Raw genomic sequence first — 26,494 nt, forward strand, 5'->3', positions numbered from 1 at the left:
GCCCACTAATGCTTACTTTCACCATCAATTTAAGAAGCTATGATCAAAGCGGCCACTATTCAAAAGTATTACGGGGACCTAGAGGTACTTAAAGGTGTTGATATACAAATCGATACTGGTGAAATCGTCTCTATCGTAGGGCCTTCGGGTGCAGGAAAAACCACCCTGCTTCAAATTTTAGGTACCTTGGATACCCCCACGAATAAGCCGGTTAGCCGTATTGAGATAAAAGGTATTGATGTCACCAAACTCAACGACAAAAAATTGGCTAAGTTTAGAAATGAACATATTGGTTTCATTTTTCAGTTTCACCAACTATTACCTGAGTTTACCGCTTTGGAAAATGTTTGTATTCCGGCCTTTATCAAAAAAACACCAAAGGCCGAAGCTGAAAAAAGGGGAAAAGAGCTATTGGATTTTCTGGGCCTGTCGCACCGCCATGGCCATCGCCCCAAAGAATTATCGGGCGGCGAGCAACAGCGTGTCGCCGTTGCCCGTTCACTGATCAACGCACCCTCGGTTATTTTTGCCGATGAACCCAGTGGTAATCTAGATTCGGAAAGCGCGGAAAACCTGCATCAGCTATTTTTTAAATTACGGGAAGAATTCGGCCAAACTTTTGTTATCGTAACGCATAACAAAGAACTGGCCGATATGGCAGATCGTAAACTGACCATGGTCGATGGTTTGATCGTAAACCCGGGGGCATGACCAAAGGGGAATTAAAACGCTTTTTAGATGAAAAAGCGGCAGAATACGAGCACCCCAAATTTTTAGAGGCCGATCCCCTACAGATTCCGCATCGGTTTTCGAAAAAGGAAGATATTGAGATCAGCGGTTTTTTAACGGCGACCATTTCCTGGGGCAACCGCAAAAGTATTATAAATAATGCCTCTCGATTAATGGGACTGTTGGACAATAGTCCTTATGATTTCGTACTGAACCACCATAAAAATGATTTGGATGCATTGAACCCTTTTGTGCACCGAACCTTCAATGGCCAAGATCTGGGTTATTTCATTACCGCATTGCGACATATCTATAACCATTATGGTGGCCTTGAACCGATATTTTCATTAGGGCAAGGGCAGAAATCACTGCAAGGGGCCATTTCAACATTTAAACAACTTTTTTTTGAACTGCCCCATGAAGTCCGTACCCAAAAACACGTTTCAGATCCCTTAAAGGGTTCAGCGGCAAAACGTATCAATATGTTTTTACGTTGGATGGTACGTTCTTCCATGAAAGGGGTCGATTTTAATCTTTGGAAAGAAATTCCGACCGCTAAACTTTCTTGCCCCCTTGATGTGCACTCGGGCAATGTGGCTCGAAAGCTAAAACTGCTCAAACGAAAGCAAAACGATGCCAAAGCTTTAGCCGAATTGGATGATAATTTAAGAAAATTGGACCCGAACGATCCGGTCAAATATGATTTTGCGCTTTTCGGATTGGGCGTGTTCGAAAAGTTTTAATAAATCAATCTAGGGGCAAATCCCTTGCCTTTAGTCGAAAACTTCGATATTTTTCCTTACAATCTTTCTTTCGCTTTGCACAAGACGTAAAGCCATTGGCGGTAACTAATAGTTCTTTAATCGCCTTTGGACGAAACCCAAACCTATTGGTCTTTAGTCATGGTGGTTCAGTTCGATGTTCCATACGCCTTGTCGGTCAATGTGTTCATAAAAGCGATAATGGCCTCGGTCTCTTTTGTTGTGAGACCAAGGGAATCTGGAGGTAACGTTTGATACGGAACCTCAAGGCCCATACCTTGACCACCACCCACATTATAAAAATTCATGACCTCATCGAGGGTTTGGTAGACCCCATTATGCATATAGGGCGCAGTAAGTGCTATATTTCGTACCGTTGAAGTCTTAAAGAAAGATTTTCTTTCCGCCACCTTATAAGGAAAATATTGTCCTAAATCCCCATCAAGTATGGGATGTTCAAAACTCGCGTTTTTCGGAACACCCAAATTTTCAAACTCGGTTTCCATGTACTTGGGGGGTACGGTGCCGTTAAAAGCCGGCGGAAAATGACAAGTAGCACAGGCCGCCTTGCCCATGAACAGATTAAAGCCAAGTTTTTCTTTAGAGGTTAACGATTCTTCTTTGCCCTGCATGTTTTTATCAAACTTAGAATCAAATGGTGCCAAACTTCGTATGTAAGTGGCCATGGCATGTCGTACGTTACGATTGGTGACCCCATCGGGGTACAACGAATCAAATTGCGATTGATACATGGTATTGTTCTTGACCCTTTCTTCCATCGTGTTCAAGTCTACATGGAATTCATTTTCGTTATTGGCCACACTGACGATTTGGGCCTCTAAGCCATCGCCCCTACCATCATAGAACATGGTGGTCTGATAAACGGCGTACGACAATGTGGGGGTATTTCGCAACAAAGGCCTGCCATCGTTGCCCAAAGCCTTGGGATAACCGTCTGTAAATGCCTTTGCTTTGATATGACAGGTGGCACAGCTCATCAAGCCATCTTTTGACAGTGCCTTATCGTTGAATAAGGTTTGCCCAAGGGAAACCCTTTCTTCAGTAATGGGCGGGGAACCGGGTAACGAAAACATTTTAAGGTTAAAAAAATCCTTTGCAAAAAGATTTTCAGAAGTAGGGTTTAAGGCTCTTGATGTATTTAATTTGATATTCAAATCTTTCGCAGTGCGGTTGACAAGTTTTAATTGTTTGTTCGTGTGGTCTTTTATAAATATATAACGATCAAAAGAATCAAAATCCGAGGCTAGTAAAAATCGTATGGAGGCGTCTATTGCCGCGACCCAATCAGACCGTATTGATTTATCGGTATAGGCATCTTTAAAAATGTCCATCACCTGTTTGAGGGTGATGTAATTTTGAACGGCCTCCTCCAATGAATTCGAGAGCATTGGGGAGTCAAATCCCGTTATTCCCTTAGTAGCGATGTTAACAATGGCATCCCTCACCATTTTCAAATGATGCCGGTTTGTTTGTCTATATATGATATGGTTTCTTCGTATGTAGGGTATCCTGACTTGAAGATAGTTGATGACCCTATGCATTTCTTCATGCTTGACGTCATCTTCCCCAAAAAGCATTTCCTCCAGAACTTGATAGCTTTTTGGTTTTACCACTTTAATGTCTTGATAGTCATCTATCTCAACTTTTAAAAGATTTGGGGCGTTCATAGAAAGGTAATTCTGATAGTCATAGGCCATGAGCAAGGGTTCTACCCTTTTGTACCATTTTCTGCTGTTGAGAAAAGCTGTTCTGTTTTTACTTAATGGGTTCAAGGTATCCAATTGTTGCATGTAAAAAGCGGCACTGTCCAATGTTTTGAAATAATATTGCCTAATAGCTTCGTTATACGGTGAAACACCATTGGCCACCACCTCTTTTGAAACTGTTTTATTTTTGCAGGATAAGACTAAAAAAAATAATATGAATACATTAAAAAATACGCGATGGATATGCATAAGGGAAACGTGTTTTAATCATAAAAGGTTCCCACTTTTCAGCGGGAACCTTTTGTTTAAGTTATTTCAAAAAAACTATCTTGGTAAGCCTGTAATCTTAAACAAGAAGGAACCTTCCAACCTTGCCGATCCTTCATCAATAGCCGTGGGATCATAGAACTTGAGTCCATCGGCCCTTACCGCAGTTGCAGGTGTTGTGCTAAAATTCCACCCGTGCACTTGTGCACCGCCTAGAAAGGTCGGTTCACTGGCCCCAATGATATCGGTGACATCGATAAGACCCGTAATTTCCCAGTAATTGGTCAATGTGCCATACCCCAATTCCGTCGCAGCGGTCTGGTTACACTCCATGACCTCAGTAACAGCGCCTGTGGCAATTTCATACTGCCATAGCTTGGCATAGCCTTGAATATCAGGATTCAAATCTTGGTACCCATTAGGGTCTTCTTGAATGTAAACATAGTTCTGGGTAACCAAAATATTGTCTGGGGAATGCATTCCGTCACCATTACCGCCTTCGCGGTCACCGTCGATGACCACTGTAATCTTGGCATCACCAGTCGGATCATCAGGATTTAGCTCCAATTTGTATACCCTGCCAAAAGTAGTACCCCTATTGGCCAAATCTGGGTTATCAGAACGGTATCTTCCCGTGGCATTGAAATAAATGTTTCTATTGTTGTCCGCAGAACCTCGTTGCCAATCAATATCCTCGATACGTTGAAACCCAATGGCAACGGAATCAATAGCCTCTTGGTTCAATTCATCAATGGTCCTTTCGGTCATCCTTACCCATTCCACCTCATATTCGGCATCTTCAACCATACCCATCTCAAATTTCAGGCCACCACCGCCGATAGCGGTTTCCGTAGTGTCTTTTCCGCGAAGAACGTAAAGTTCCCCTCCGCTTAAATCGCCGCGACTACCCACATACATGGCAAAGTGTGATTCTGGATAGGAGTTGTTACTGTCATCATCGCCCATAAAAACCACTGTTTGGCTTGGATAGGCATCTTTTCCAATAACAACGGCATTTTCAGTCGACCACTCCCCAAGGGCTGGCAACCTCTCTGCTTCTACACGATCATCAGGACTTCTGAATGGATTTACCCGGTAGACGCCTTTGGCATTGCCGCCCCATTCCCCACCAGAAAGGTACAAGGGTCCGAAACCGTGCTCTTCGGGGGTAATTGAAGAACCGGAGCATTGTGCGGTGAAAGCGGTGGCCGTTGCGCTAACGATATAATCCCCTTCCATAGGTTGAAGTTCACCATTCATTCGAATGCGGGCTATTGAAAAATCGGATTCCAAATTGTTGATAAACGCATAGGTGCCATCATTGTTTCGATATAAGGCCGCTCCGTCCATAAAAGAACCGTAAACAAAGGTAGAATCAGAGGGAAGAATGTCGGCGGATGACAAGACCATCTCAAGATTGGCACTGCCTGCGAAACCACCTTTGAGTTCGAATACCTCATCAGGAACCACAGAAGATTCCAAGGGCACCAGATCATCTACGGTCAAATCTTGTCCGTCTTCCCCATCTGCGCCGTCAACACCATCTTGACCATCGACCCCATCGATGCCGTCACGGCCATCTAGACCATCTTCTCCTTCACAACCAACGAACCCAACGGAAAGGGAAGTCAGAAATAAAAGGGTTACTACAATTTTTTTCATGTGCATGATTTAAAGTTTTTAGGATTATGTTGGCATCAAAATTAGAAGAGGTAATTAAGGCCCTCGTTAATCCCATATTTACTTTAAGTCATGCGTTTTTTAATAAATCGTTAACATGTTAAGTTATGGTCACCTAGTTGTAATTTAAAATAAAAATTAATGTTAAGTCATTGATTTTTAGAATTTTAAAAGTTCACTAGGATGGATTTGCAATAAAAATAAAGGCTAGTTTAATTCAGGGTGGTAATTTTTTTGATTTGGGATGACCCGCATCCATACTCTTTTAAATGTATAAATTGATAGTTCTATTCCTGTTTTTCGATTTGAGCGGCTTACTTCCCTATTCTTGGAAAGCTCCAAATAGGGAAACCAACGTATGAAATCATAACTTTTATTAACTAACGTGGGTTCGACGTAAGAAACCTGTCACTTATTAGGTTTCTCGTGATTTATAGACTTATGTCAGGTTGGGCCTTTCGACTTCGCTCAAGACAAGCTCCGTCGAAACCGCTCTTAACATGGACATTCTTTCAAGCCCTCGACTGCGCTCGGGGTGACAACTGTCTATTTTTGTTGACTTTTGTTCCCTTTTGGATCTGCTGTTACGTCGAACCCACGTTAATTAGTATCCAAGTGACGGATTACGTAAGAAATCCGTCCCGACCTGCATCCGAAACTTTTGTGCCCAAAGCACAGGAACTTATCGCTATATGACTTCTATCAGTTGTCTTTTGTAAATAGGACTATTGATAAGTCAGCATCAGGCCTTCAAACAGGACTTTAAAGTACAAAATTGGTCGAATAAATTTAAGCAAGGGCATCATGTGGATAACGCATATTAACGAAAAAACAAGGCGAACATTACAATGCAGACGAAAACACATTTAACCCATCTGTCGTAATTGCGAAAAAATAGCATTCAAATATTCATTTCGAAAATCCGTACTCAGGTTCAAAATGCAATTCCTGTTTTTTCCCTCCCTCGGCTATCGATCTATAAATGGCCTCTACAATCATCATATCTCGCTTTCCCATTTCACCAGGGGCTAGATTTGGGGCATTAAAAAGAATGTGTTTGGCAAAATCATCCATTTGCAATTTTTGTTGGCTTTCATGTGGAAAACTTATTTTGGTCCCCTCAGAGGTCCTGCCCTTCAAAGGCCCATAATTGTTGGCCGGATTCAGCTCGAACCAACCTTGATCGCAAGAAGCATACAGCTTGTTCACGTTGGCATTATGAGAGGTCATGATATTGCCTACGGCACCACTCTCAAACTCAAATTGGGCCGTAATCGTTTCATCGGTATCCTTAAAATAATCGGGCCTCGTACTATATTCTTGTGCGGAAACCGAAATGGGGTTCTCACCCGTTCCGTAAATCACACTTTGTATGGCATAGACCCCCATATTGACCAAGGCACCACCCCCTGACAACGATTTGTTCAAACGCCACTGGTCAGGATCGGTCGTGGAATGATATGCGGCATCAGCAGAAATGTATTTGACATTGCCGAACGTTTTTTCCCTTACGAAGCGTTTTACTTCTTGGGTATAGGGCTCAGAGTGCAATCGATAACCCATTCCCAATTTGACCCCCTCCTTCTTGCACGCGGCCATAATGGCATCACACTCCTCGACATTCATGGCCATCGGTTTTTCACATATCACATGCTTTCCGGCCCTGGCGGCACGTATTGAAAAATCAGCATGCATACTATTCGGTAAGACCACGTAGACAATATCTATGGCATCGTTATCTTTAATGGTATCAAAATTGTCATAGTCATAAATATTCGCTTTGGGCAAATTGTATTTGTCGGCCCAGATTTGTTCTTTTTCAGGGGTCCCCGTAACCACTCCGGCCAAATAGCAATGCTCGGTATCTTGTAACGCCGGTGCCAACTGGTAGGTACTATACTGGCCCAAACCTACAAGGGCGATACCCAATTTTTTTTTGTTCTGTTTGGTATCAATGGCACAGGCCATGGGTATGTTCGAGGTCAATGCGATTCCACTGGAACCCAAAGCCAGTGTTGCGTTGAATTTTCTTCTTTTCATTTGATATTTACATGATAAAGTTCTTTTAAAGATAAAAAACAATCACTTCGAAAACCTAGTATTCACAATTTCTTGAACAAAATCATTACTTTTAAAACAGACTAATTGAACCAAAAATGAAAAAAACAACTCTTTCGTTGGCTGCATTATTTGCAGTGTTTGCCTTGTATTCGCAATCCCGTAAACTTCCTATTGACACTACGGTAACCACACAACATAGCGTCACCATAAACGGTGCATCCATCAATTATACGGCAACGACCGGCACACAACCTGTTTGGGACGAAATGGGGGAACCCATTGCATCGTTACATTATACCTATTACACTAGAAACAATGTAAAGGATAGAACAAAGCGGCCCTTATTGATTTCCTTTAACGGTGGTCCTGGCTCAGGCTCCGTATGGATGCATTTGGCCTACACCGGACCTCGTATACTCAAAATCGATGATGAGGGATATCCCGTACAGCCTTATGGGGTTAAGGAAAATCCTTTCTCTGTGCTTGACGTTACCGATATCGTCTATGTCAACCCGGCAAATACCGGCTATTCAAGAACCATTCCTGAAAGTGGTAAGGAAGTAGATCGTGAAAAGTTTTTTGGTATCAACGCCGATATCAAATACCTGGCCGAGTGGTTGAATACTTTTGTGACCCGAAATAATAGGTGGCGCTCCCCAAAATATATTGTTGGGGAAAGTTATGGTGGCACCCGTGTTATGGGGCTTTCACTGGCCTTGCAAAACCAACAATGGATGTATTTGAATGGGGTAATTATGGTCTCACCTGCTGATTATAAATTATACAATACCGGTGGTGCCGTCGAAAATGCCATCAGTCTACCGTATTTTACCGCCGCCGCTTGGCACCACAAGGCTTTACCACCAGAATTACAACAAAAAGACCTTTTAGAGGTGTTGCCAGAATCTGAAGGTTATGCTGTGAACACCCTGATTCCGGCATTGGCCAAAGGAGGATTCATCGGTGAGACGGAAAAGAATACCGTAGCAGAAAAAATGGCGTATTATTCGGGACTTTCAAAAAAGGAAATATTGGATCAAAACCTTGTAGTACCCGTTCAATATTTTTGGAAAAACCTTTTAAAAGACCGCGGTTATACCGTAGGCAGGTTAGATTCCCGTTACTTGGGGATCGATCGGCAATTGGCCGGTATGCGCCCCGATTATAGTTCGGAACTCACCTCATGGCTCCATAGTTTTACCCCGGCCATCAATTACTATCTACAAGAGGAACTCAACTTCAAAACGGATATTAAGTACAATATGTTCGGCCCTGTTCGGCCATGGAACAATGATGATGACAATACGAGGGATAACCTTAGGCAGGCAATGGCCCAGAACCCTTATCTCAATGTTTTGATACAATCAGGCTACTACGACGGTGCTACAACCTATTTTCAGGCCAAATATACCATGTGGCAGGTTGATCCAAGTGGCAGCATGAAAGACCGATTTGATTTTAAAGGGTACCGTTCGGGCCATATGATGTACCTAAGGCGAGAAGATCTACAAAAAGCCAATGACGACATCCGCGCGTTTATCAAAAGGACTTCGAATACGGGCAAAAGCGCCAAATACTAAATCGTAAAAAATGAAAAGAGCCGTATTCATTGTATTGGGAATTTGTTTGGTTCTACCCAGTTTTTCACAAGACGTGCCTTCAGCAGCATGGCAAATCAAAACCGCACTGATGGCCGTTCCGCAAGATTATAAAGAAGGGGCAAAAGTATACGGCTATGACACATCGGGCAACTTTGTGACCTTACGGGAAGGAAACAATGATTATATCGCCATAGCATCCGATCCCAAAAAAGAAACTTTCTCCACTGCGGCCTATCATAAAGACCTCGATGGATTTATGGCGCGGGGGCGTCAACTAAAGCAAGAAGGAAAAGCATTCCAAGAAATCTTTGATATACGCGAACAAGAAGTGAAATCAGGCAAATTAAAAATGCCTGACAAGACCACCCTTTGTGTTTTTACTGGTGAGGTAAATGCCAAAACCAACGCAATTGAGAACGGATATGTGCGCTATGTATTTTATGTTCCCTTTGCTACAGGTGAAAGCACGGGGCTGCCCACAACCCCTACCCCACCTGGCCATGCCTGGTTGATGAATCCGGGTACACACCGCGCCCATATTATGATAACACCCCCAAAAAGCGAAAAACTAAAGCAATGACCAAAACCAAAATCATTTTGTTAGTCCTCATATCAATTTTTACGGCTTCACAAAAAATAAAAGCCCAAGATTGGCCCAACTTGGAAAAGTACAAAAGCGCCAATGAAAAACTAGAGTCGCCAAAAAGCGATGAAAATAGGGTTGTTTTTATGGGTAATTCCATCACGGAAAGTTGGCCACAAACATTCTTTCATGGAAAACCGTACGTAAATCGGGGCATTAGCGGACAAACAACACCGCAGATGTTGCTTCGTTTTCGGCAAGATGTCATCAACCTGCAGCCAAAAGTGGTGCTGATTTTAGCTGGTACCAATGATATTGCCAAAAACACGGGGCCGATTACCCTTGAAGAAATTCGGGATAATATTTTGTCTATGGTAGAATTGGCAAGGGCTAATAATATTACCCCTGTAGTTTGTTCCGTTTTACCGGCATACGACTACCCCTGGCGGGAAGAAAAATTACAGCCCAATATCAAAATCCCAAAATTGAACGGGATGCTGAAATCCATGGCAGCAAACCAAAAGGTACCTTATTTGGATTATTTTTCTGAAATGGCCGACGATAGAAATGGTTTGCCCAAAGAATTGACCACTGATGAGGTACACCTCACCCCAAAAGGGTATGCGATTCTTGGTAAAATGGCGGAAGCCCAAATCGCCAAGGTTTTAAAAAGATAAACCTGATTTGGTCAGTATTCTTATTCCCTTTAAAAATACGGCACATTTTCTGCCGGAATGCTTAGGTTCTATTTGCGCACAGTCTTATCAAGATTGGGAGGTCATTGCCATTGATGACCATTCAGACGATGCCAGTCGCCAAGTGGCGGAAGGTTTCGCACAAAAAGACCCTCGGATCAAAGTGCATGCCAATGAGGGCAGAGGAATTATCCCTGCCTTACGAACTGCATATCGATTGAGCACTGGAAACTATATCACCCGAATGGATTCTGACGATATCATGAAACCTCACCGCCTTGAAGTAATGCGAACAGCTCTATTCAAGTTTGGTAAGGGTCATATCGCCGTGGGTCAAGTACGGTATTTTTCAGCTACGGGCATTAGTAACGGATACCAACGGTATGAAGCATGGCTCAACGATTTGACCAAAAAAGGGAGCAACTACTCAGAGATTTACAAAGAATGTGTCATACCCTCACCCTGCTGGCTCATTCATAGAGACGATTTTGAACTATGTAAGGGTTTTGAACCCAATCGCTATCCTGAAGACTATGACCTTACCTTTCGATTTTATGAAAGGGGGATAAAGGTGATTCCATGCGATGAAGTGCTCCACTTATGGCGCGATTATGACACCCGCACCTCAAGAACCCATGAACATTATGCCCAAAATTATTTTCTGGATATTAAAATCCACTATTTTCTAAGGCTCGATTACGATAGAAAAAGACCTTTGGTGGTCTGGGGGGCAGGTTTTAAGGGCAAAACCATTGCCAAAGTGCTCCTAGAGCGCGAAATCCCCTTTTTATGGTTATGTGACAATCCCAAAAAAATCAATAAAAAAATATATGGTAAATGCCTGTATCATTTTTCAGAACTTGAAAACCTTGATAATCCGCAAAGTATTGTAACCGTGGCCAATGAAGATGCGCAAAAAGACATCAAGGATTACTTTAGAAATCGGAACCAACACCCCATGCAAGATTTCTATTTCTTTTGCTGAACTATAAAACAGTACCAACATCCCTTACCCTTGACCCTTGACCCTTGACCCTTGACCCTTGAACAAAATTACCATTCCCTTAACAACAAAAGCTAAAAAGGTCAACCGTTTAAAGCCGTATATTTACAAAATCAATTTGAAGAATGCAGTTTAAACATCCAGAAATTCTTTGGGCCCTACTCCTACTGTTGATTCCGATTTTTATCCATCTATTTCAACTACGAAAATTTAAAAAAACACCATTTACCAATGTAGCTATGCTGCAAAAGGTAGTCGCCGAGTCACGTAAGAGCAACACCCTCAAAAAGTGGTTGTTGTTGTGTACACGATTACTCTTACTGGCTTGTTTAGTGTTGGCCTTTGCGCAACCCTTTTTTGCCAAGGAAACGGTATTACAAGAAAAAGAAACCGTTATCTATTTAGATGATAGTTTTAGTATGCAGGCCAAAATAGATGGACTCAGTCTTTTGGATAAGGCCGTTCAAGATTTGATCAAGTCGGTTCCGCAAGAAAGTGACATAAGCCTCTTTACCAACCGAAAGACTTTCAAAAACACCTCCTTCGACGCCATACAAAATCAATTGCTGACGTTGAATACCGGCCCAGGTCAGTTGACATACGAAGCCGTTCTGCTCAAGGCCAACAGCTTATTTTCAGATAATACCAATAGTCAAAAAAACCTGATTGTGGTTTCTGATTTTCAAGATTCTTTTTTAAAAGAGCGCAGTGTGGATTCCACAAAAAACCTCAAGGTACACCTGGCCCAAATGACCCCTGAAAATACCACCAATATCGCTATTGATTCTGTGTATTTCGGGGAGGAAAAAGACAACCAAATAGAATTGATCGCGGTACTGAGTGGACTGGCAGAAGATCAAAATCTACCCATTTCTCTTTTTGATGGCAATACCCTAATTGCGAAGACCGCCGTTGAACCAAAGGGGAAATCAACTTCAGAGGTTTTGTTTTCGTTACCTATTGGTAACGAGATCAAGGCAAGACTTGCAATTGAGGATAATAGCTTACGGTACGATAATCAATTTTATTTTACTATCGCGAAAAAAGACCCTATTAAAGTACTGGCGATAAATGGGCAAAATGATAACTATCTAACTCGTTTATTCACGCCAGATGAATTCGATTTTCTTTCCTTTTCACTTCAAGAACTCAACTATAGTAAAATCTCAACGCAGAACCTGGTGGTTCTAAATGGACTTAAATCCGTACCGACCAGCCTTCAAAACATATTGATTTCCTATTACAACGATGGCGGCCATCTTGTTGTCGTTCCTGGGGTTGACATTGACTTTTCTTCTTACAATACCTTTCTATCGGCATTGGCGGGTATCAAATTCATGGGTAAGACAGCTTCCCAACAGTCGATTACCCAAATTTCATTTGACCATCCCCTATACAAAAATGTATTTGAAAAAAAAGTCACCAATTTTGATTATCCTGAAGTGCAAACGTCTTTTCAAATCGATTACAACGCACCCAGGGCCTTATCTTATGCCAACGGCAGTGGTTTTTTGGTCGGTGATGATCAATTGCATGTGTTTACGGCATCTTTAGCTGGTGAAAACTCCAATTTTACCGGTTCCCCACTAATCGTTCCCACATTTTATAATCTAGCCCAAAACAGTTTGAAAACTGCACAATTATATCAAAACTTGGGTACTAAAACCTCATTGGATATCGCAGTTGATCTTGACCGGGATCATATTATCAAATTACGGAAAGAAGGGAAGGAATATGTGCCGATGCAGCAAAGATTCAATGATCGTGTACAACTAAGCTTTTCAGAATACCTTGACGAAGATGGAATTTATGCGGCCCTGAACGGTAGTGATACCGTTCAGCACATTGCATTCAACCATGCAAGAACGGAGGGTATTTTAAATTATAGGAATACACAGGACTTGAATGCGGAAAAGGTAGGAAGTTCCATTTCTGACTTGTTTCAACAACTTCAAGAAGATAATACAATAACCGACTATTGGAAATGGTTTGTTATTTTTGCCTTGCTTTTTGCATTAACGGAAGTATTGCTACAAAAATTTCTTTCATGAACCTACTTCTTAAGTCTGCCAAAATATACGCTCCCGCTACTGCTGCACTCCACCATAAGACTAGGGACATATTGATTGCCAATGGTACGATAACCAAAATAGCTGCGAAAATAGCCTTACCAAAAAACACCACGGAAATAAAACTGGACAATCTCTGTGTCTCTGTGGGTTGGTTTGACAGTAGTGTCAGTTTTGGGGAACCCGGTTATGAAGAACGTGAGACCATTGCCAATGGCCTTGAGGTGGCCGGTAAAAGCGGTTTTACCGATGTTTTGCTCAATGCCAATACCAAACCTTTGCCGAATACGGGGTCTGACATAGTTTTTTTAAAGGAAAGTTCTCGAAGTAGTAGTACGACCCTGCATCCTTTGGGGGCATTGACCCTTGATGGAAAAGGTGATGCACTGGCTGAGCTGTTCAACATGCACACCATGGGCGCAGTAGCATTCTATGACTATAAACGTGCTATCAACAACAGTAATCTATTAAAAATCGCACTGCTCTATGCACAGAATTTTGATGGGCTTGTTTGTTCTTTTCCTGAGGATGTGGCCATAAAGGGCAGAGGAATCGTTAATGAAGGGGAAATATCCACAAAATTAGGTCTCAAGGGTATTCCGAGTCTTAGCGAAGAACTTCAAATAGCCCGAGACCTTTATATTCTGGAATATACCGGGGGCAAGCTTCACATTCCGACGATTTCAACGGCAGCGTCGGTCAAGCTCATTGCCAATGCCAAGAAAAAAGGATTGAACGTTACCACCAGTGTCGCCATTCATAATCTGGTACTTTGCGATGAGGAATTGGAAAGTTTCGACACCAATTTTAAGGTCAAACCCCCACTTCGAACAAAGCGGGATACGATATTCTTGGCCAAAGGGGTACAAAATGGAACGATAGACTTTGTGACCTCAGATCACAGACCCATGACCATTGAAGAAAAACGAGTGGAGTTTGACAACGCAGGTTTTGGCACTATAGGTTTAGAAAGTGCTTTTGGCGCCTTGAACAATCTCTATGGCGTTGATGGGGCCATTACCTATTTGACAAAAGGCCGGGAACGTTTCGGAATGGATACCCCTAAAATCGAAGAAGGCCAAAAAGCATGCCTGACACTTTTCGACCCAGAGGTAAAATATGTTTTTGAAGGGAAGGATATCCATTCAAAATCGAAAAACGCCATTTTCTTGGGGAAAGAATTGAAAGGGAAGGTCTACGGCAGTATCAACAACGGAAAATCCATTTTTAAGTAATGTCCCCAAAAGAAATCACTGAAGGAAAAAATGCGGCTTTAATCGCCTATTTCACCATCGTTGGCAGTTTAATCGCCATGACCATGAACATGGAACCTAAAAATGCATACGCCCGATTTCATATTAGACAGGCATTCGGTATACATCTACTATTCCATGCCCTGGCGATTGTGGTATCTTTTACGGGTATTGCCTACGTCTCCCCAATATTGTTTGTAGGGTATCTTATACTCTGGGGATATGGTTTTTCACAGGCCATAAAGGGAAAAACAAAGCTGCTACCGTATCTAGGGGGGTATTTTCAAAAATGGTTTACTTTTATTCCCTAAATCACATTAATGGACACTCCCCCACTTTCAATGACATATCTGGTACGCCCGGCTACACCACAAAAAAAGAACGCACCGGTCTTGATAATGCTGCATGGCTATGGTAGTAATGAAGAAGACCTATTCTCATTCGCAAGCGAACTACCACAAGAACTATGCGTGCTTTCGGTACGTGCCCCATACGATTTAGACCCTTACGGGCACGCATGGTACGCCATTAATTTTGACGCGGAACAAGGGAAATGGAGCGATGACCAACAGGCCATTGCATCGCGCGAAAAAATCGTGGCCTTTATTGAAGGGGCCTGCAAGGCCTTTGATCTTGATGAATCAAACATTACCTTACTTGGTTTTAGCCAAGGAACGATACTAAGTTATGCCGTGGCACTATCCTATCCTGAAAAAATCAAGAATGTCATCGCGCTCAGTGGCTACATCAATGAAGGGATTTTAGATAGCGCTTATGCTTCAAAAGACCATTCTAAGTTAAGTTTTTATATTTCCCATGGGCAAGTCGATCAGGTGATTCCAATAGAATGGGCGCAGAAAGCATCGCCTTTTTTAAACCAAATGGGTATCACGCATCAATATGAGGAGTTTCCCGTTGGCCATGGGGTTGCGCCCCAGAATTTCCACTCGTTTAAAAGTTGGCTCGAAAAACAATTGGCTTTCAGGTAGCAAGATACTTTCAAAAAAGAATACGCTTTAAAAACGATTCCAGAGGCCAGCTCATGGTTTTACCCTTGTTTTGCACCTAACTTGTTATGGCTTTTGCATACCTAACACCACAACAGCTGCCGCATCATTGGTTTCATCTGGCACTATTTCATAAAATTGCGGTATCTTGTAGGTAAGCTTTAGTACCTTACGTAATAACCAAAATTTCCTATTCGATGAAAAAAAGAGACTTCCTGAAAAAGTCAGCTATTTTAGCTTCTTCGACAGCTGTAATGCCTTCCATTTTATTGGCGTGTAAAACGGAGGCCAAAAATAATCCCAAACCACCTACCAATACAAAACGCTTACGCACCGCCCACATTGGTGTGGGCAATATGGGTGCCGAAGATTTAAGGGATATCGCTTCACACCAAAAGGTTGATGTAATGGCATTGTGTGATGTGGATGCCAATAATTTGGCAGCAGCAAAAAAATTACACCCTAAAGCAAATACCTACACCGATTATCGCGTGATGCTCAACGAAATGGCCCTAGAAATAGATGCCGTTATCGTCTCTACCCCGGATCACACCCATGCACCCGCCTCTTTAATGGCCATGAATATGGACAAAGCCGTTTATTGTCAAAAGCCCCTTACGCACTATGTCTCTGAGGCAAGGGAAATGAAAAAAATAGCAGAAGAGAGAGGATTGGTCACCCAAATGGGGATTCAAGTCCACTCCTTTTATGACTATAAATTGGCAACCCTATTGATCCAGTCGGGTATTATCGGTAAGGTACATACCGTACGGGCCTGGTCTCCAAAAAATTGGGGGTATGACGGGGCGGAACCAGTGGGACAAGACCCAGTACCGGAAACCTTGGACTGGAACCTATGGTTAGGGACTTCTTCTGAACGACCGTACAAAGAAAACGTCTATCATCCCGGTAATTGGAGAAAGTTAATGGATTACGGTTGTGGCACCTTGGGCGATATGGGCGTACATATTTTTGATACGCCCTACAATGCCTTGGCGCTAGATGTACCGATGACCATTAAAAATGAATGCAGGGCACCGAATGGCTTCGGATATCCTGAAAACAATGTGGTAACCTATGAATTTCCGGGTACGGCATATACCGCCGACACCCTAAAATGGGTTTGGTATGATGGTCCGGGAGCCCCTCAACTGCATGAAGACCTTAGATTACCAGGGGCAATGGAAAACAGTGGTACGAAAAATCAAGATGACACTGGTGACAAAGATGATCTAAAGGATAAGATCTCTTTAGAGACCAAACAAACCGAACAGGGGCAACTGCCTGAACAAGGCGCGATGTTCATCGGTGAAAAGGGGCGCCTGTTATTACCGCACTTTATGGAGCTCCCAAAAAAAATAGTGAATGGTGAATATGTGGATATCTCGGCTGAAATCGCGGAAATAGAAAAAATCCACAACATGGGAAAACCCATTCGCAATTACGCCTCAGAAGGTCCAAAGCATTACCATCAATTTGTGGACGCCTGTTTGGGAACAGATGAATGTACAGCACCATTTTCGTATGCGTCACGCCTGACGGAAACCATTTTATTAGGTGTTATCGCAGGTCGCTTTCCGAATGAGACCCTACATTGGGACAGTGCGAATGCCAAATTCGCCGAAGCGGAAGCGAACCAATATTTAGGGGGCGATTACAGAACGTTTTGAATCAACCATCAGTGACCTTTATGTTAAAATGGTTTTTAGCCTTTTTCGGAATCGTACTGCTCTTCAATTCTTGTGATACAAAAGACCATCAAGCCTTAACAGCTTTTGGGGTGTATTGTGAAATGGTCGCCAACGATGCCAAACCCGTCGCTTTTCATTATCCGATGCAAACCGACGAAGTGAATGCCCTGTGGAATGATTTTGAGGGTATTGCCCAAGACTATGATGTAGCGTTGTACCGCGAGGAAAACCTTCCGAATTCACTATTATTTCCCGATGATATCGCTAAGGGCAAAGAAGTAGTACTGATTTATAAGGGAAACCGATTGCACCAATATCTGCAGTGGAAAGAGGATGCATTGGTCATCGAAAGTAAAGATTTCAAAGCCTTAGAGGCCAACTCAAGGCGCTTAGGCCGTCTATTGGGGTATAGCCCAAAAGGAATCAACGAATTACTTCGTAAAAACTCAGCATACCGCGACCTCACCTCTTTTAAGGTCAAAGAACAAACGACACATTTGTATTATGCTGATTTAGAGGGGGCCATTTCCTTTTACAAAAACACTTTGGGCCTTCATCAAAAGGATAGTAGTACATTTCAAATCAGTAGCAAGGGGTATATTCAATTGCATCCCTTTGATGAAAAGCATACCATCAAAGACCCAAAGTCAACGGCAATTGCCTTGTTGACCGACGAATTAGCGTCATGGTATGCCCATGTACAGCGTGAGGACATACCTATAAAATACACCTACAAACCTCGGGTAGGCGGCCCTCATGATGGTTTCGTAGCTATTGACCCAGGAGGCTATTTATTGGAATTTGAACAGTTTAAACAGCACCCTGAAAATGAACTTTTCATGGCTGTCCTTTCCACGGTAAGGCCCGTAAAGACCAAAATAGCTGATTTGGACTTCTACGGTACCATTACCTGGACCTATCACAATGATATGCTCAAAATGCAACGGTTCTATGAACAAAGGCTGGGTTATGAACTTGTCGCCGATCAAGGTTGGACCAAGATTTATCAAACGACCAACACTACATTCATTGGCTTGGTCGACGAAAAAAGGGGAATGGAAGATTATGCGGACCAAAAAGCCGTGGAACTCGAATGGAAAGTCTCAAACTTCGTTGGGTTCCGCGATTATGCCAAAAAGTACCTTATCCCTTTTATACAAAACGATAGTATACTAGTGGGACCTGAGCGCTATACCTATCGCATCTCCCCAGAAAACCAAGATGAATAAAGGAAATAGCCTAATTACTGCGAGTATACAACAAGTGGTCAAGTAGGGTGAAATCGACGCTTAAATCGTCTTTTAACTCATACTTGATGATCAAATCGCCCCAATATTGGCCGTCTGAAAAATCAGCAACGATCCATTTATGGTTCATTACCTTTATTTTGTTGATCTTAAAATCACTTTCCATACCCTCATACGGTATCAACGGATTATCGCCCCGGCGCTCGTTGGTTTCCAAAAGCTTATCCTCGATATAACGTGTGGGCTGCTTCAAACTCAAATGGTCATAGTAGGCCAGGGCATCGTCGTTGTTTTCCAATGAGAAGTACTGCATATCCAAAACCCGCAGTTTTTCTTGCTGTACCGAATCTTTTAGTGCCGATACCTCATCCTGTAGTTTTTCGATTTCCATTTGATTGGCGTTTTGTATTTTGTTACCATTGACAATCATATACAACGCAATCAACGACACGAAGACAAAGAGGTACAGAAAAATATTCTTTTTCATTTTAAATCGTAATTTTCAAATTATCATAGGCCAAAAATACACCTTCGGGCAGTTCTTTTTGAACTTCTTCGTGAAATCCCAAAAGATGGCTAATATGTGTGAAATAAGTACGCTCAGCCCCTACGCTGTTGGCGAACTCCAACGCCTCTTCCAAATTAAAATGGGAATGGTGCGGTTCGATTCGCAAAGCATTCACCACTAACACCTTACAGTTTTCAAGTTTTGAAAGTTCTTCTTCTTCAACGCGCTTCACATCGGTCAAATACACAAAATCCCCAATACGATAGCCAAGTACCGGTAATCGATTGTGCAGTACTTCAATGGGCGTCACTTTAAGACCTGAAAGTTCGAAAGGCGTATGCTTATCGACCAAATTTATAGCTACTGCCGGAGCTCCCGGGTACCTGTCGGCATCGGCAAAAATATAATCAAACCGTCTTTTTAAGGCTTTCACCACCCGCTCATGGGCATATATGGGAATGTCACCTTGTCGAAAGAAAAAAGGTCGTATATCATCGATACCCGCGGTATGGTCTGAATGCTCATGGGTAAATAAAATACCATTCAATTGATCGATAGGATTTCGCAAGAGCTGCTGTCTAAAATCGGGGCCGCAATCAATGACATAATTACAATCGGCCCATGAGACCAGAACGGAAACCCGCAGTCGCTTATCCTTTTCATCGGCACTTAAACAAACGGGATGTCGGCTCCCCAAAATCGGAATTCCCTGAGATGTTCCCGTACCCAAAAAAGTGATTTTCAAACTGCAATCCATTTAAGTCAAAATTATAACATATTTGTCTAAAAGATTTTTCTAACTTCTTAACTTTGTTAACAACAAAGACATATACATGGCTCCCTTAGGTACTAAAGTTGGTGGTTTTGAAAACGTACCATCCATAAAAGCAAAAACCCTTCGTATCAATTTGAATCCGGATATCTACGGAACCTTTGCCGAAATAGGTGCCGGCCAAGAAACGGCCAGGCATTTCTTTAGGTCAGGGGGGGCCTCTGGCACCATTGCCAAAGCGATGAGCGCCTACGACAAATCGTTCAGTGATGCCATTTATGGGATTGAGGAGGATGGACGCTATGTGACCCAAGCCCGATTGAAAACAATGTTGCGCCATGAAATGGATTTGGTGGAAAAGCGAATCGACAGAAACAGCAATCCTGATTATTTGTTCTTTTCTTATGCCAATACCGTGGCCACCATAGATTTCTCAAAGCGTTACAAAGGGCACGGATGGATAGGCCTACGGTTTCAATTGGATCCGAAACAGAAAGAATACGATGAGATCATACTTCATGTTCGCTTTAAACAAAATGAGGCACGGTTACAGCAAGAAACCCTGGGTATACTTGGTGTTAACCTGATTTACGGGGCCTATTTCAAACACGATAGACCGCGAAAGCTCTTGAAATACCTCTATGATCATATCGACAAGGACACCCTTGAGATTGACATGATCAACTTTACCGGGCCCAGTTTTAAAGGTGTCGATAACCGTTTAATGAGCCTACAACTTATTAAAAATGACATGACCGATGCCGTGATGTTTGGTCCTGATGGTAATAACCTTTTGCCAGCATCCATTTTATACAAGAAGAATATTTTAGCCCTAAGAGGGAGTTTCAGGCCGGTTACCAAGGTAAATATGGACATGTTTCAAAAATCATACGATATTTTCGTGCGCGAACAAACCGTAGATTACGACAATACCATCGTCATTTTTGAGATTACACTATCAAATCTGCGGGCATCAGGTGAAATCGATGAACAGGACTTTATGGACAGGGCCGAGTTACTATGCTCCCTGGGTCATACCGTAATGATCTCGAAATTTCAAGAATATTACAAGCTGGTAGAGTACCTGAACAATTACACCAAGGCACGTATCGGCTTGACTATGGGGGTCAATAATTTGGTCGATGTCTTTGATGAAAAATACTATCGCCATTTAAGTGGTGGTATTCTAGAGGCCTTTGGTAAACTGTTCTTTAAAGATTTAAAAGTGTACCTCTACCCCATGAAAGACTCAAATACGGGGCAGATAATGACCAGCAACAATGTTAAGGTGCACCCCCGTATGAAAGAACTGTACAAATTCTTTAAGTACAATAATAAGGTCATGGATATCATTGATTACGACCCCGATATCATGGATATCTTCTCTAGGGAAGTATTAAAGCGCATTACCAATGGCGAAGAAGGTTGGGAAGAAATGTTGCCCGAAGGTATTGCCGAAGTCATTAAAGAAAAAAAGCTGTTTGTTCGCAAGCAAATTGAGGCAGAAGAAGTTGAAGAGGAGTAAAGGAAAAATAGGACCAAATAATTTTGTATTTGATCCTATTAGGGTGATTTTTTGAGACTACGCCTCAAGAATCTGCGCAGCATGGTCTTTGGTCTTTACTTTTGAAATAACCCGCTCAACGACACCTTCTCCATTCACGATAAACGTAGTACGATGCAAGCCGTCATAGCTCTTGCCCATGAATTTTTTTGGTCCCCAGACACCAAAGGCATCAATGACCGTATGGTCTTCATCGGCCAATAGCGGAAACTGGAACTCGTATTTATTTTTAAAATTAGTCTGTTTTTTTTCAGAATCTTCGCTAACGCCCAAAATATGGTACCCCTGCGCTTGCAGCTCGGCATAATTATCACGTAGATTACATGCTTCGGCCGTACAACCCGGAGTATTGGCACGTGGATAGAAAAAAACAACAAGCTTTTTACCACGATAATCAGATAAATTTATAGTGTTTCCATCTTGGTCTTTTGATGAAAATTCAGGTACTTTATCGCCTTCTTTTAAAGTATTCATATCAAAATTATTTTTGTTTAAAATATTTTTGATAAAATTAAACAAAAAAATGACAAAACAGGATAAGGTTGCCTTTACGATTCAAACTTTACAAGAACTTTATCCGACTATTCCAGTTCCTCTAGACCACCAAGACCCCTACACCTTATTGATAGCGGTATTGTTATCCGCACAAAGTACCGATGTAAGGGTAAACAAAATAACCCCCCTACTTTTTGAACGGGCCGATAATCCTTACGACATGGTCAAATTGACTGTTGAAGAAATCAGGGAAATTATAAAACCCGTTGGCTTATCGCCCATGAAATCAAAAGGAATACACGGTCTTTCTAAAATTTTGATTGAAAAATATAATGGAGTGGTCCCTCAAGAGATGGAACTGTTGGAAGAACTACCTGCCGTCGGACATAAAACGGCCAGTGTGGTAGTTTCACAGGCGTTTGGAATTCCGGCGTTTCCTGTAGATACCCATATTCACCGGTTATTGTACCGATGGGGTTTTAGTAATGGAAAAAATGTGGTACAAACTGAAAAAGATGCCAAACGACTCTTTCCGAAAGCACTTTGGAATGATTTGCATCTTCAAATCATTTGGTATGGCAGGGAATATTCACCGGCCCGGGGATGGAATTTGGAAAAAGACATCATCACGAAGACTATTGGCAGAAAATCGGTATTGAACGACTATTATAAAACTAAAAAAACCGCTAAATAGCGGTTTTTTTAATTCATTGAATCCGAGGTTTAGTTCAAAACCGTTTCGAATTTCATGTTGTTACAATCAATGACCTTCATTGACTTAGAGAATGCGAGCAAAAACGAGACTGTCTCAGGTCTAGCCTTTGTGATTCTACAAATTTTTTGTTCTTCAGAGTAAATTTCTTCCATATTCTAGCATTAATGTTATGATAGGATAACGCCAGTAAAATGGAAATATTGCTCCGTTCGACCTAATGCAGATTAATTCGTTAAAACGATATTATGTTTGTCAACGATTTTTCTTAGGTTGATCAAAGCGTAGCGCATACGGCCTAGGGCAGTATTGATGCTGACACCGGTGTTTTCAGATATTTCTTTAAAGCTCATATCCTTATAGATACGCATCATCAAAACTTCACGCTGGTCATCTGGTAGTTCGTCAATCAATAAGGTCAAATCACTATCGATTTGGTCTTTGATCAGCTGCTTTTCGGCATTCAACTTATCATCTTTGATAACCGAAAAAATATTGAAGTCATCATTACCTTCGAACTTTGGCATTCTTTTGTTCTTACGAAAATGGTCGATAATCAAGTTGTGCGCAATTCGCATGACCCAAGGTAAAAATTTGCCCTCTTCATTGTAAGAACCCCTTTTTAGGGTCTTGATGACCTTGATAAAAGTATCTTGAAAAATATCTTCGGTAATATCCCGATCCAGAACTTTGGAATAAATAAAGCTGGTAATTCTTTGGTTGTGTCGGTTAATTAAGACTTCAAGGGCTTTTTCGTCTCCTGCAACATAATTGCTTACCAATATCGAGTCGTCGATTTGTAGTTCCATACAAATTACTTTTTGGTTAAAATTAGCGCCAGACCACCAAGGGTTTGGACTTTGAGTTATTAGTATAATTTTAAAAAAGTAATTATTTCTGTATAGGCCTATCAGGATTTTAATTACACACCAAATATAGTTACAAGGGGCTCCTCATGAAAAACTATGTTGTGATATGCGTTATTTTAGATGTCAAAGTTAACAATATAGACATTAAGTACAATCAATTGTATCTTTGTTGCTTAAATATACGCAAATGCCCACTGTTTTAGACGTTGACCCCAAGAAAAACATCATCATAAAGGGTGCCAAACTTCATAATCTCAAAAATATTGACGTCGTTATACCCCGAAACAAGTTGGTCGTCATCACCGGATTATCCGGATCCGGAAAGTCGAGCCTTGCTTTTGACACCCTATATGCAGAAGGTCAACGTAGGTATGTGGAAAGCCTCTCGTCTTACGCGCGACAATTTCTAGGGAAGCTCGATAAACCTAAAGTAGACTATATCAAGGGCATTGCCCCTGCCATTGCCATTGAGCAAAAGGTAAATTCCACAAATCCCCGTTCGACTGTTGGCACGACTACTGAGGTTTACGATTACCTCAAGTTGTTGTTCGCCCGTATTGGCAAGACCATCTCCCCCATTTCGGGCGAAGAGGTCAAAAAGAACACGGTCACCGATGTGGTCAATTATGTAAAGAACTTTAAAGAAGGTACAAAATTGCTCTTACTGGCCCCTATACATATAAAAGAAGATAGGGATGCCCTAAAATCGTTACAACTATTCTCAAAACAAGGTTACGCACGTATCAAATATAACGGGGAGATCATGCGTATCGATCAAGTACCCGAGACTATCGGAAAGCAATTTGATTTGGTGGTGGATAGGATCGTAGTTAAAACGGACGAAGATTTTTTGAACCGATTGGGTAATGCGGTCGACAATGCCTTTTTCGAGGGAAAGGGAAATTGTGCCATTGAGGAATTGGATACGAAAACGCAACGGCTATTCAGCAATCAGTTTGAATTGGATGGTATGAAGTTTCTAGAACCCAACGTACACCTTTTCAGTTTCAATAACCCCTATGGCGCTTGCCCGAAATGTGAAGGTTATGGGGATGTCATCGGTATCGACCCCGATTTGGTCGTGCCCAATACGGCACTTTCGGTGTATGAAGAGGCCATATTCCCATGGCGTGGCGAAAGTATGGGCTGGTATCGCGAACAACTGGTGAACTCCGCCTATAAATTTGATTTCCCCATACACAAGCCTTGGTTCGAACTTTCTGAAGACCAAAAATCGGTGGTTTGGAATGGTAATGACCATTTTATAGGTATCCATAAGTTCTTTGAACAGTTAGAAGAGAAAAGTTATAAAATCCAAAATCGGGTAATGCTTTCGCGTTATCGCGGTAAGACCAAATGTTCCCTTTGCAATGGAAAAAGGTTACGAAAGGAAGCTGATTACGTAAAAGTAAATGGTAAGTCCATTTCTGATATTATTGAATTGCCGATAAAAGATTTGGTCGTCTTCTTTGCAGAAATGCAACTATCAGAACATGACACCCACATTGCAAAACGCTTGCTAAAGGAAATCAACACGCGATTGGATTTTTTGAATAAGGTAGGGTTGAACTATCTCACTTTGAACCGTAAATCAAATACCCTATCAGGTGGGGAAAGCCAGCGTATCAACTTGGCGACATCACTGGGCAGTAGTTTGGTCGGTTCGATGTACATCTTGGATGAACCGAGTATCGGCCTACACCCCAAGGATACGGAAAACTTGATCGAAGTGTTAAAATCGTTACGGGACCTGGGCAATACCGTTATTGTAGTGGAACACGATGAAGATATTATGAAAGCGGCAGACGAAGTTATCGACATTGGCCCAGAGGCGGGCACCCTAGGGGGCAAGGTCGTCGCGACGGGGCCAATGAAAGCCATACTACAATCAGATTCGTTGACCGCATCTTATTTGAACGGAGCGATGGAGATAGCGGTACCGAAAGAAAGGCGTAATTCTAAAAACTATATTCAAATTGTCGGTGCCCGTGAAAACAACTTGAAAAATATTGATGTTACTTTTCCTTTGAACATGCTGACCGTGGTTACTGGGGTTTCCGGTAGCGGTAAGAGTACTTTGGTCAAAAAAATACTCTATCCTTCGATATTAAAGGAAGTGGGCGGTTATGGTGAAAAGGCTGGCCAATTCACAAAAGTAGATGGCAAGTATGCCCAAATCAAGCATGTGGAATTTGTGGACCAGAACCCGATTGGCCGGTCCTCTCGTTCCAATCCCGTAACCTATATCAAGGCCTATGATGATATTCGGGCCTTGTTTGCGACCCAAAAGCTAAGTAAACTTCGTGGCTACCAGGCCAAACACTTTTCATTCAATGTCGATGGTGGGCGCTGTGAAAAGTGTAAGGGTGAAGGTGAAATCACTGTAGAAATGCAATTTATGGCCGATGTACACCTCGAATGTGATGTTTGTGATGGCAGACGCTTTAAAAGAGAGGTTTTGGAAGTAAAGTTTGAGGGTAAAAGTATCAATGATATTCTCAATTTGACCATTGATGAGGCCATTGCCCACTTTGAAACCCACAAACAAAATAAGATCGTAAACAAGTTACAACCCTTGCAAGATGTCGGCCTAGGCTATGTAACCTTGGGGCAAAGCTCTTCGACACTCTCTGGTGGTGAGGCACAACGTATTAAACTAGCTTCTTTTTTGGTCAAAGGAAATACCAAGGAAAAAGCCCTGTTTATCTTTGATGAACCCACTACAGGACTTCATTTTCACGACATCAAGAAACTCTTGAAGTCTTTTGACGAATTATTGGCCAAAGGGCACTCCATTGTTGTCATCGAACACAATATTGAACTGATCAAATGTGCGGATTATATCATTGACCTTGGCCCTGAAGGTGGTGTAAATGGGGGTTATCTACTAGCGGAAGGTACTCCTGAAGAAATCGTAAAAAGTAAGGAGTCATTTACGGCGAAGTATTTAGCGGAGAAGATTTAGCTGCGATGGGCAAAGAATTCCGTATTATAAACATTTTTTTAGCAATATTCATTGTTTTATCCAACATCTTCTTTTTTATACCTGGGACATTACAAATAATGAATGAGTTTGGTTGTTGCTGGGGATTTGGAACGATGATTTTACCAATTACCTTAATTGGAAACTTATATCTCATACCAAGTACTTTATCAATTTTTAATAAGTACAATAAGAATAAAACACTATTGTTTTTTAA

The 26,494-nt window shown here is 41.9% G+C and carries 22 protein-coding genes; 15 read left to right on the top strand and 7 right to left on the bottom strand.

Going from position 1 to position 26,494, the window contains the following annotated elements:
- Positions 1-39 precede the first annotated feature (39 nt).
- Together AACM45_RS03615 and AACM45_RS03620 are read left to right on the top strand one after the other, a co-directional pair.
- Positions 40-711 carry an ABC transporter ATP-binding protein gene (locus tag AACM45_RS03615; RefSeq protein WP_339140823.1) on the top strand — a complete coding sequence of 224 codons (672 nt, stop codon included), beginning with the start codon at positions 40-42 and terminating at the stop codon, positions 709-711.
- Positions 708-1,472, top strand: a complete 765-nt coding sequence (locus AACM45_RS03620) for a TIGR02757 family protein (protein ID WP_339140824.1) — start codon at positions 708-710, stop codon at positions 1,470-1,472. The genes AACM45_RS03615 and AACM45_RS03620 overlap by 4 nt, the downstream gene beginning before the upstream one ends.
- 167 nt (positions 1,473-1,639) lie before the next feature.
- On the opposite strand, the gene AACM45_RS03625 is transcribed toward AACM45_RS03620, so the two are convergent.
- The 3 genes from AACM45_RS03625 to AACM45_RS03635 all read right to left on the bottom strand — a co-directional run bounded on the left by AACM45_RS03625 (position 1,640) and on the right by AACM45_RS03635 (position 7,204).
- Positions 1,640-3,466 (bottom strand): cytochrome-c peroxidase, encoded by a 1,827-nt coding sequence (locus AACM45_RS03625; RefSeq protein ID WP_339140825.1) that lies wholly within the window; start codon positions 3,464-3,466, stop codon positions 1,640-1,642.
- 75 nt (positions 3,467-3,541) lie between these two features.
- Positions 3,542-5,146: a phosphatase gene (locus AACM45_RS03630; RefSeq protein WP_339140826.1), complete on the bottom strand. Its 1,605-nt coding sequence runs from the start codon at positions 5,144-5,146 to the stop codon at positions 3,542-3,544.
- A 927-nt stretch (positions 5,147-6,073) separates the two neighbouring features.
- Positions 6,074-7,204, bottom strand: a complete 1,131-nt coding sequence (locus AACM45_RS03635) for a Gfo/Idh/MocA family protein (RefSeq protein WP_339140827.1) — start codon at positions 7,202-7,204, stop codon at positions 6,074-6,076.
- Positions 7,205-7,320: 116 nt separating this feature from the next.
- Here AACM45_RS03635 and AACM45_RS03640 point away from each other — a divergent pair, with 116 nt between their 5' ends.
- The 10 genes from AACM45_RS03640 (at position 7,321) to AACM45_RS03685 (ending at position 18,356) form a co-directional block, all read left to right on the top strand.
- Positions 7,321-8,805 (top strand): S10 family peptidase, encoded by a 1,485-nt coding sequence (locus tag AACM45_RS03640; RefSeq protein ID WP_339140829.1) that lies wholly within the window; start codon positions 7,321-7,323, stop codon positions 8,803-8,805.
- A 10-nt stretch (positions 8,806-8,815) separates the two neighbouring features.
- Positions 8,816-9,406 carry a hypothetical protein gene (locus tag AACM45_RS03645; RefSeq protein ID WP_339140831.1) on the top strand — a complete coding sequence of 197 codons (591 nt, stop codon included), beginning with the start codon at positions 8,816-8,818 and terminating at the stop codon, positions 9,404-9,406.
- Positions 9,403-10,086 (top strand): SGNH/GDSL hydrolase family protein, encoded by a 684-nt coding sequence (locus AACM45_RS03650; RefSeq protein WP_339140833.1) that lies wholly within the window; start codon positions 9,403-9,405, stop codon positions 10,084-10,086. Before AACM45_RS03645 ends, AACM45_RS03650 begins: the two co-directional genes overlap by 4 nt.
- 7 nt (positions 10,087-10,093) lie before the next feature.
- A complete protein-coding gene (locus AACM45_RS03655; protein WP_339140835.1) occupies positions 10,094-11,089 on the top strand; it encodes a glycosyltransferase family 2 protein in 996 nt (331 codons plus the stop codon).
- Between the two features lie 143 nt (positions 11,090-11,232).
- Complete coding sequence (locus AACM45_RS03660) at positions 11,233-13,158, top strand: vWA domain-containing protein (RefSeq protein WP_339140836.1); 1,926 nt, start codon at positions 11,233-11,235, stop codon at positions 13,156-13,158.
- A complete protein-coding gene (locus AACM45_RS03665; protein WP_339140837.1) occupies positions 13,155-14,411 on the top strand; it encodes a dihydroorotase in 1,257 nt (418 codons plus the stop codon). Before AACM45_RS03660 ends, AACM45_RS03665 begins: the two co-directional genes overlap by 4 nt.
- Complete coding sequence (locus tag AACM45_RS03670; protein WP_339140838.1) at positions 14,411-14,740, top strand: hypothetical protein; 330 nt, start codon at positions 14,411-14,413, stop codon at positions 14,738-14,740. Before AACM45_RS03665 ends, AACM45_RS03670 begins: the two co-directional genes overlap by 1 nt.
- A gap of 9 nt (positions 14,741-14,749) precedes the next feature.
- Positions 14,750-15,418, top strand: a complete 669-nt coding sequence (locus AACM45_RS03675) for an alpha/beta hydrolase (protein ID WP_339140840.1) — start codon at positions 14,750-14,752, stop codon at positions 15,416-15,418.
- A gap of 215 nt (positions 15,419-15,633) precedes the next feature.
- Positions 15,634-17,106 (top strand): Gfo/Idh/MocA family protein, encoded by a 1,473-nt coding sequence (locus tag AACM45_RS03680; RefSeq protein ID WP_339140842.1) that lies wholly within the window; start codon positions 15,634-15,636, stop codon positions 17,104-17,106.
- Positions 17,107-17,126: 20 nt separating this feature from the next.
- A complete protein-coding gene (locus AACM45_RS03685; protein ID WP_339140843.1) occupies positions 17,127-18,356 on the top strand; it encodes a VOC family protein in 1,230 nt (409 codons plus the stop codon).
- A 10-nt stretch (positions 18,357-18,366) separates the two neighbouring features.
- Here AACM45_RS03685 and AACM45_RS03690 read toward each other — a convergent pair whose 3' ends face one another.
- Both AACM45_RS03690 and AACM45_RS03695 read right to left on the bottom strand, forming a co-directional pair.
- Positions 18,367-18,861, bottom strand: a complete 495-nt coding sequence (locus tag AACM45_RS03690) for a hydrolase (protein WP_339140844.1) — start codon at positions 18,859-18,861, stop codon at positions 18,367-18,369.
- A gap of 1 nt (position 18,862) precedes the next feature.
- Entirely contained in the window at positions 18,863-19,627 is a 765-nt protein-coding gene (locus AACM45_RS03695; RefSeq protein ID WP_339140845.1) for an MBL fold metallo-hydrolase, read from the bottom strand.
- 88 nt (positions 19,628-19,715) lie between these two features.
- On the opposite strand from AACM45_RS03695, the gene AACM45_RS03700 reads away from it, so the two are divergent.
- Entirely contained in the window at positions 19,716-21,179 is a 1,464-nt protein-coding gene (locus tag AACM45_RS03700; protein ID WP_339140846.1) for a TonB-dependent receptor, read from the top strand.
- Between the two features lie 57 nt (positions 21,180-21,236).
- Here AACM45_RS03700 and bcp read toward each other — a convergent pair whose 3' ends face one another.
- On the bottom strand, positions 21,237-21,692 hold the full coding sequence (gene bcp, locus AACM45_RS03705) for a thioredoxin-dependent thiol peroxidase (RefSeq protein ID WP_339140847.1): 456 nt from the start codon (positions 21,690-21,692) through the stop codon (positions 21,237-21,239).
- A gap of 49 nt (positions 21,693-21,741) precedes the next feature.
- Between bcp and AACM45_RS03710 the strand changes: the two genes are divergently transcribed.
- Positions 21,742-22,407: an endonuclease III domain-containing protein gene (locus AACM45_RS03710; RefSeq protein WP_339140848.1), complete on the top strand. Its 666-nt coding sequence runs from the start codon at positions 21,742-21,744 to the stop codon at positions 22,405-22,407.
- 245 nt (positions 22,408-22,652) lie between these two features.
- Here AACM45_RS03710 and AACM45_RS03715 read toward each other — a convergent pair whose 3' ends face one another.
- On the bottom strand, positions 22,653-23,234 hold the full coding sequence (locus AACM45_RS03715) for an RNA polymerase sigma factor (protein ID WP_339140850.1): 582 nt from the start codon (positions 23,232-23,234) through the stop codon (positions 22,653-22,655).
- A gap of 247 nt (positions 23,235-23,481) precedes the next feature.
- On the opposite strand from AACM45_RS03715, the gene uvrA reads away from it, so the two are divergent.
- Positions 23,482-26,259, top strand: a complete 2,778-nt coding sequence (uvrA, locus tag AACM45_RS03720) for an excinuclease ABC subunit UvrA (RefSeq protein WP_339140852.1) — start codon at positions 23,482-23,484, stop codon at positions 26,257-26,259.
- Positions 26,260-26,494: the final 235 nt, after the last annotated feature.

The sequence above is a fragment of the Croceitalea sp. MTPC5 genome (assembly GCF_036985505.1).
In the GTDB taxonomy this organism is placed as follows: Bacteria; Bacteroidota; Bacteroidia; order Flavobacteriales; family Flavobacteriaceae; genus Croceitalea.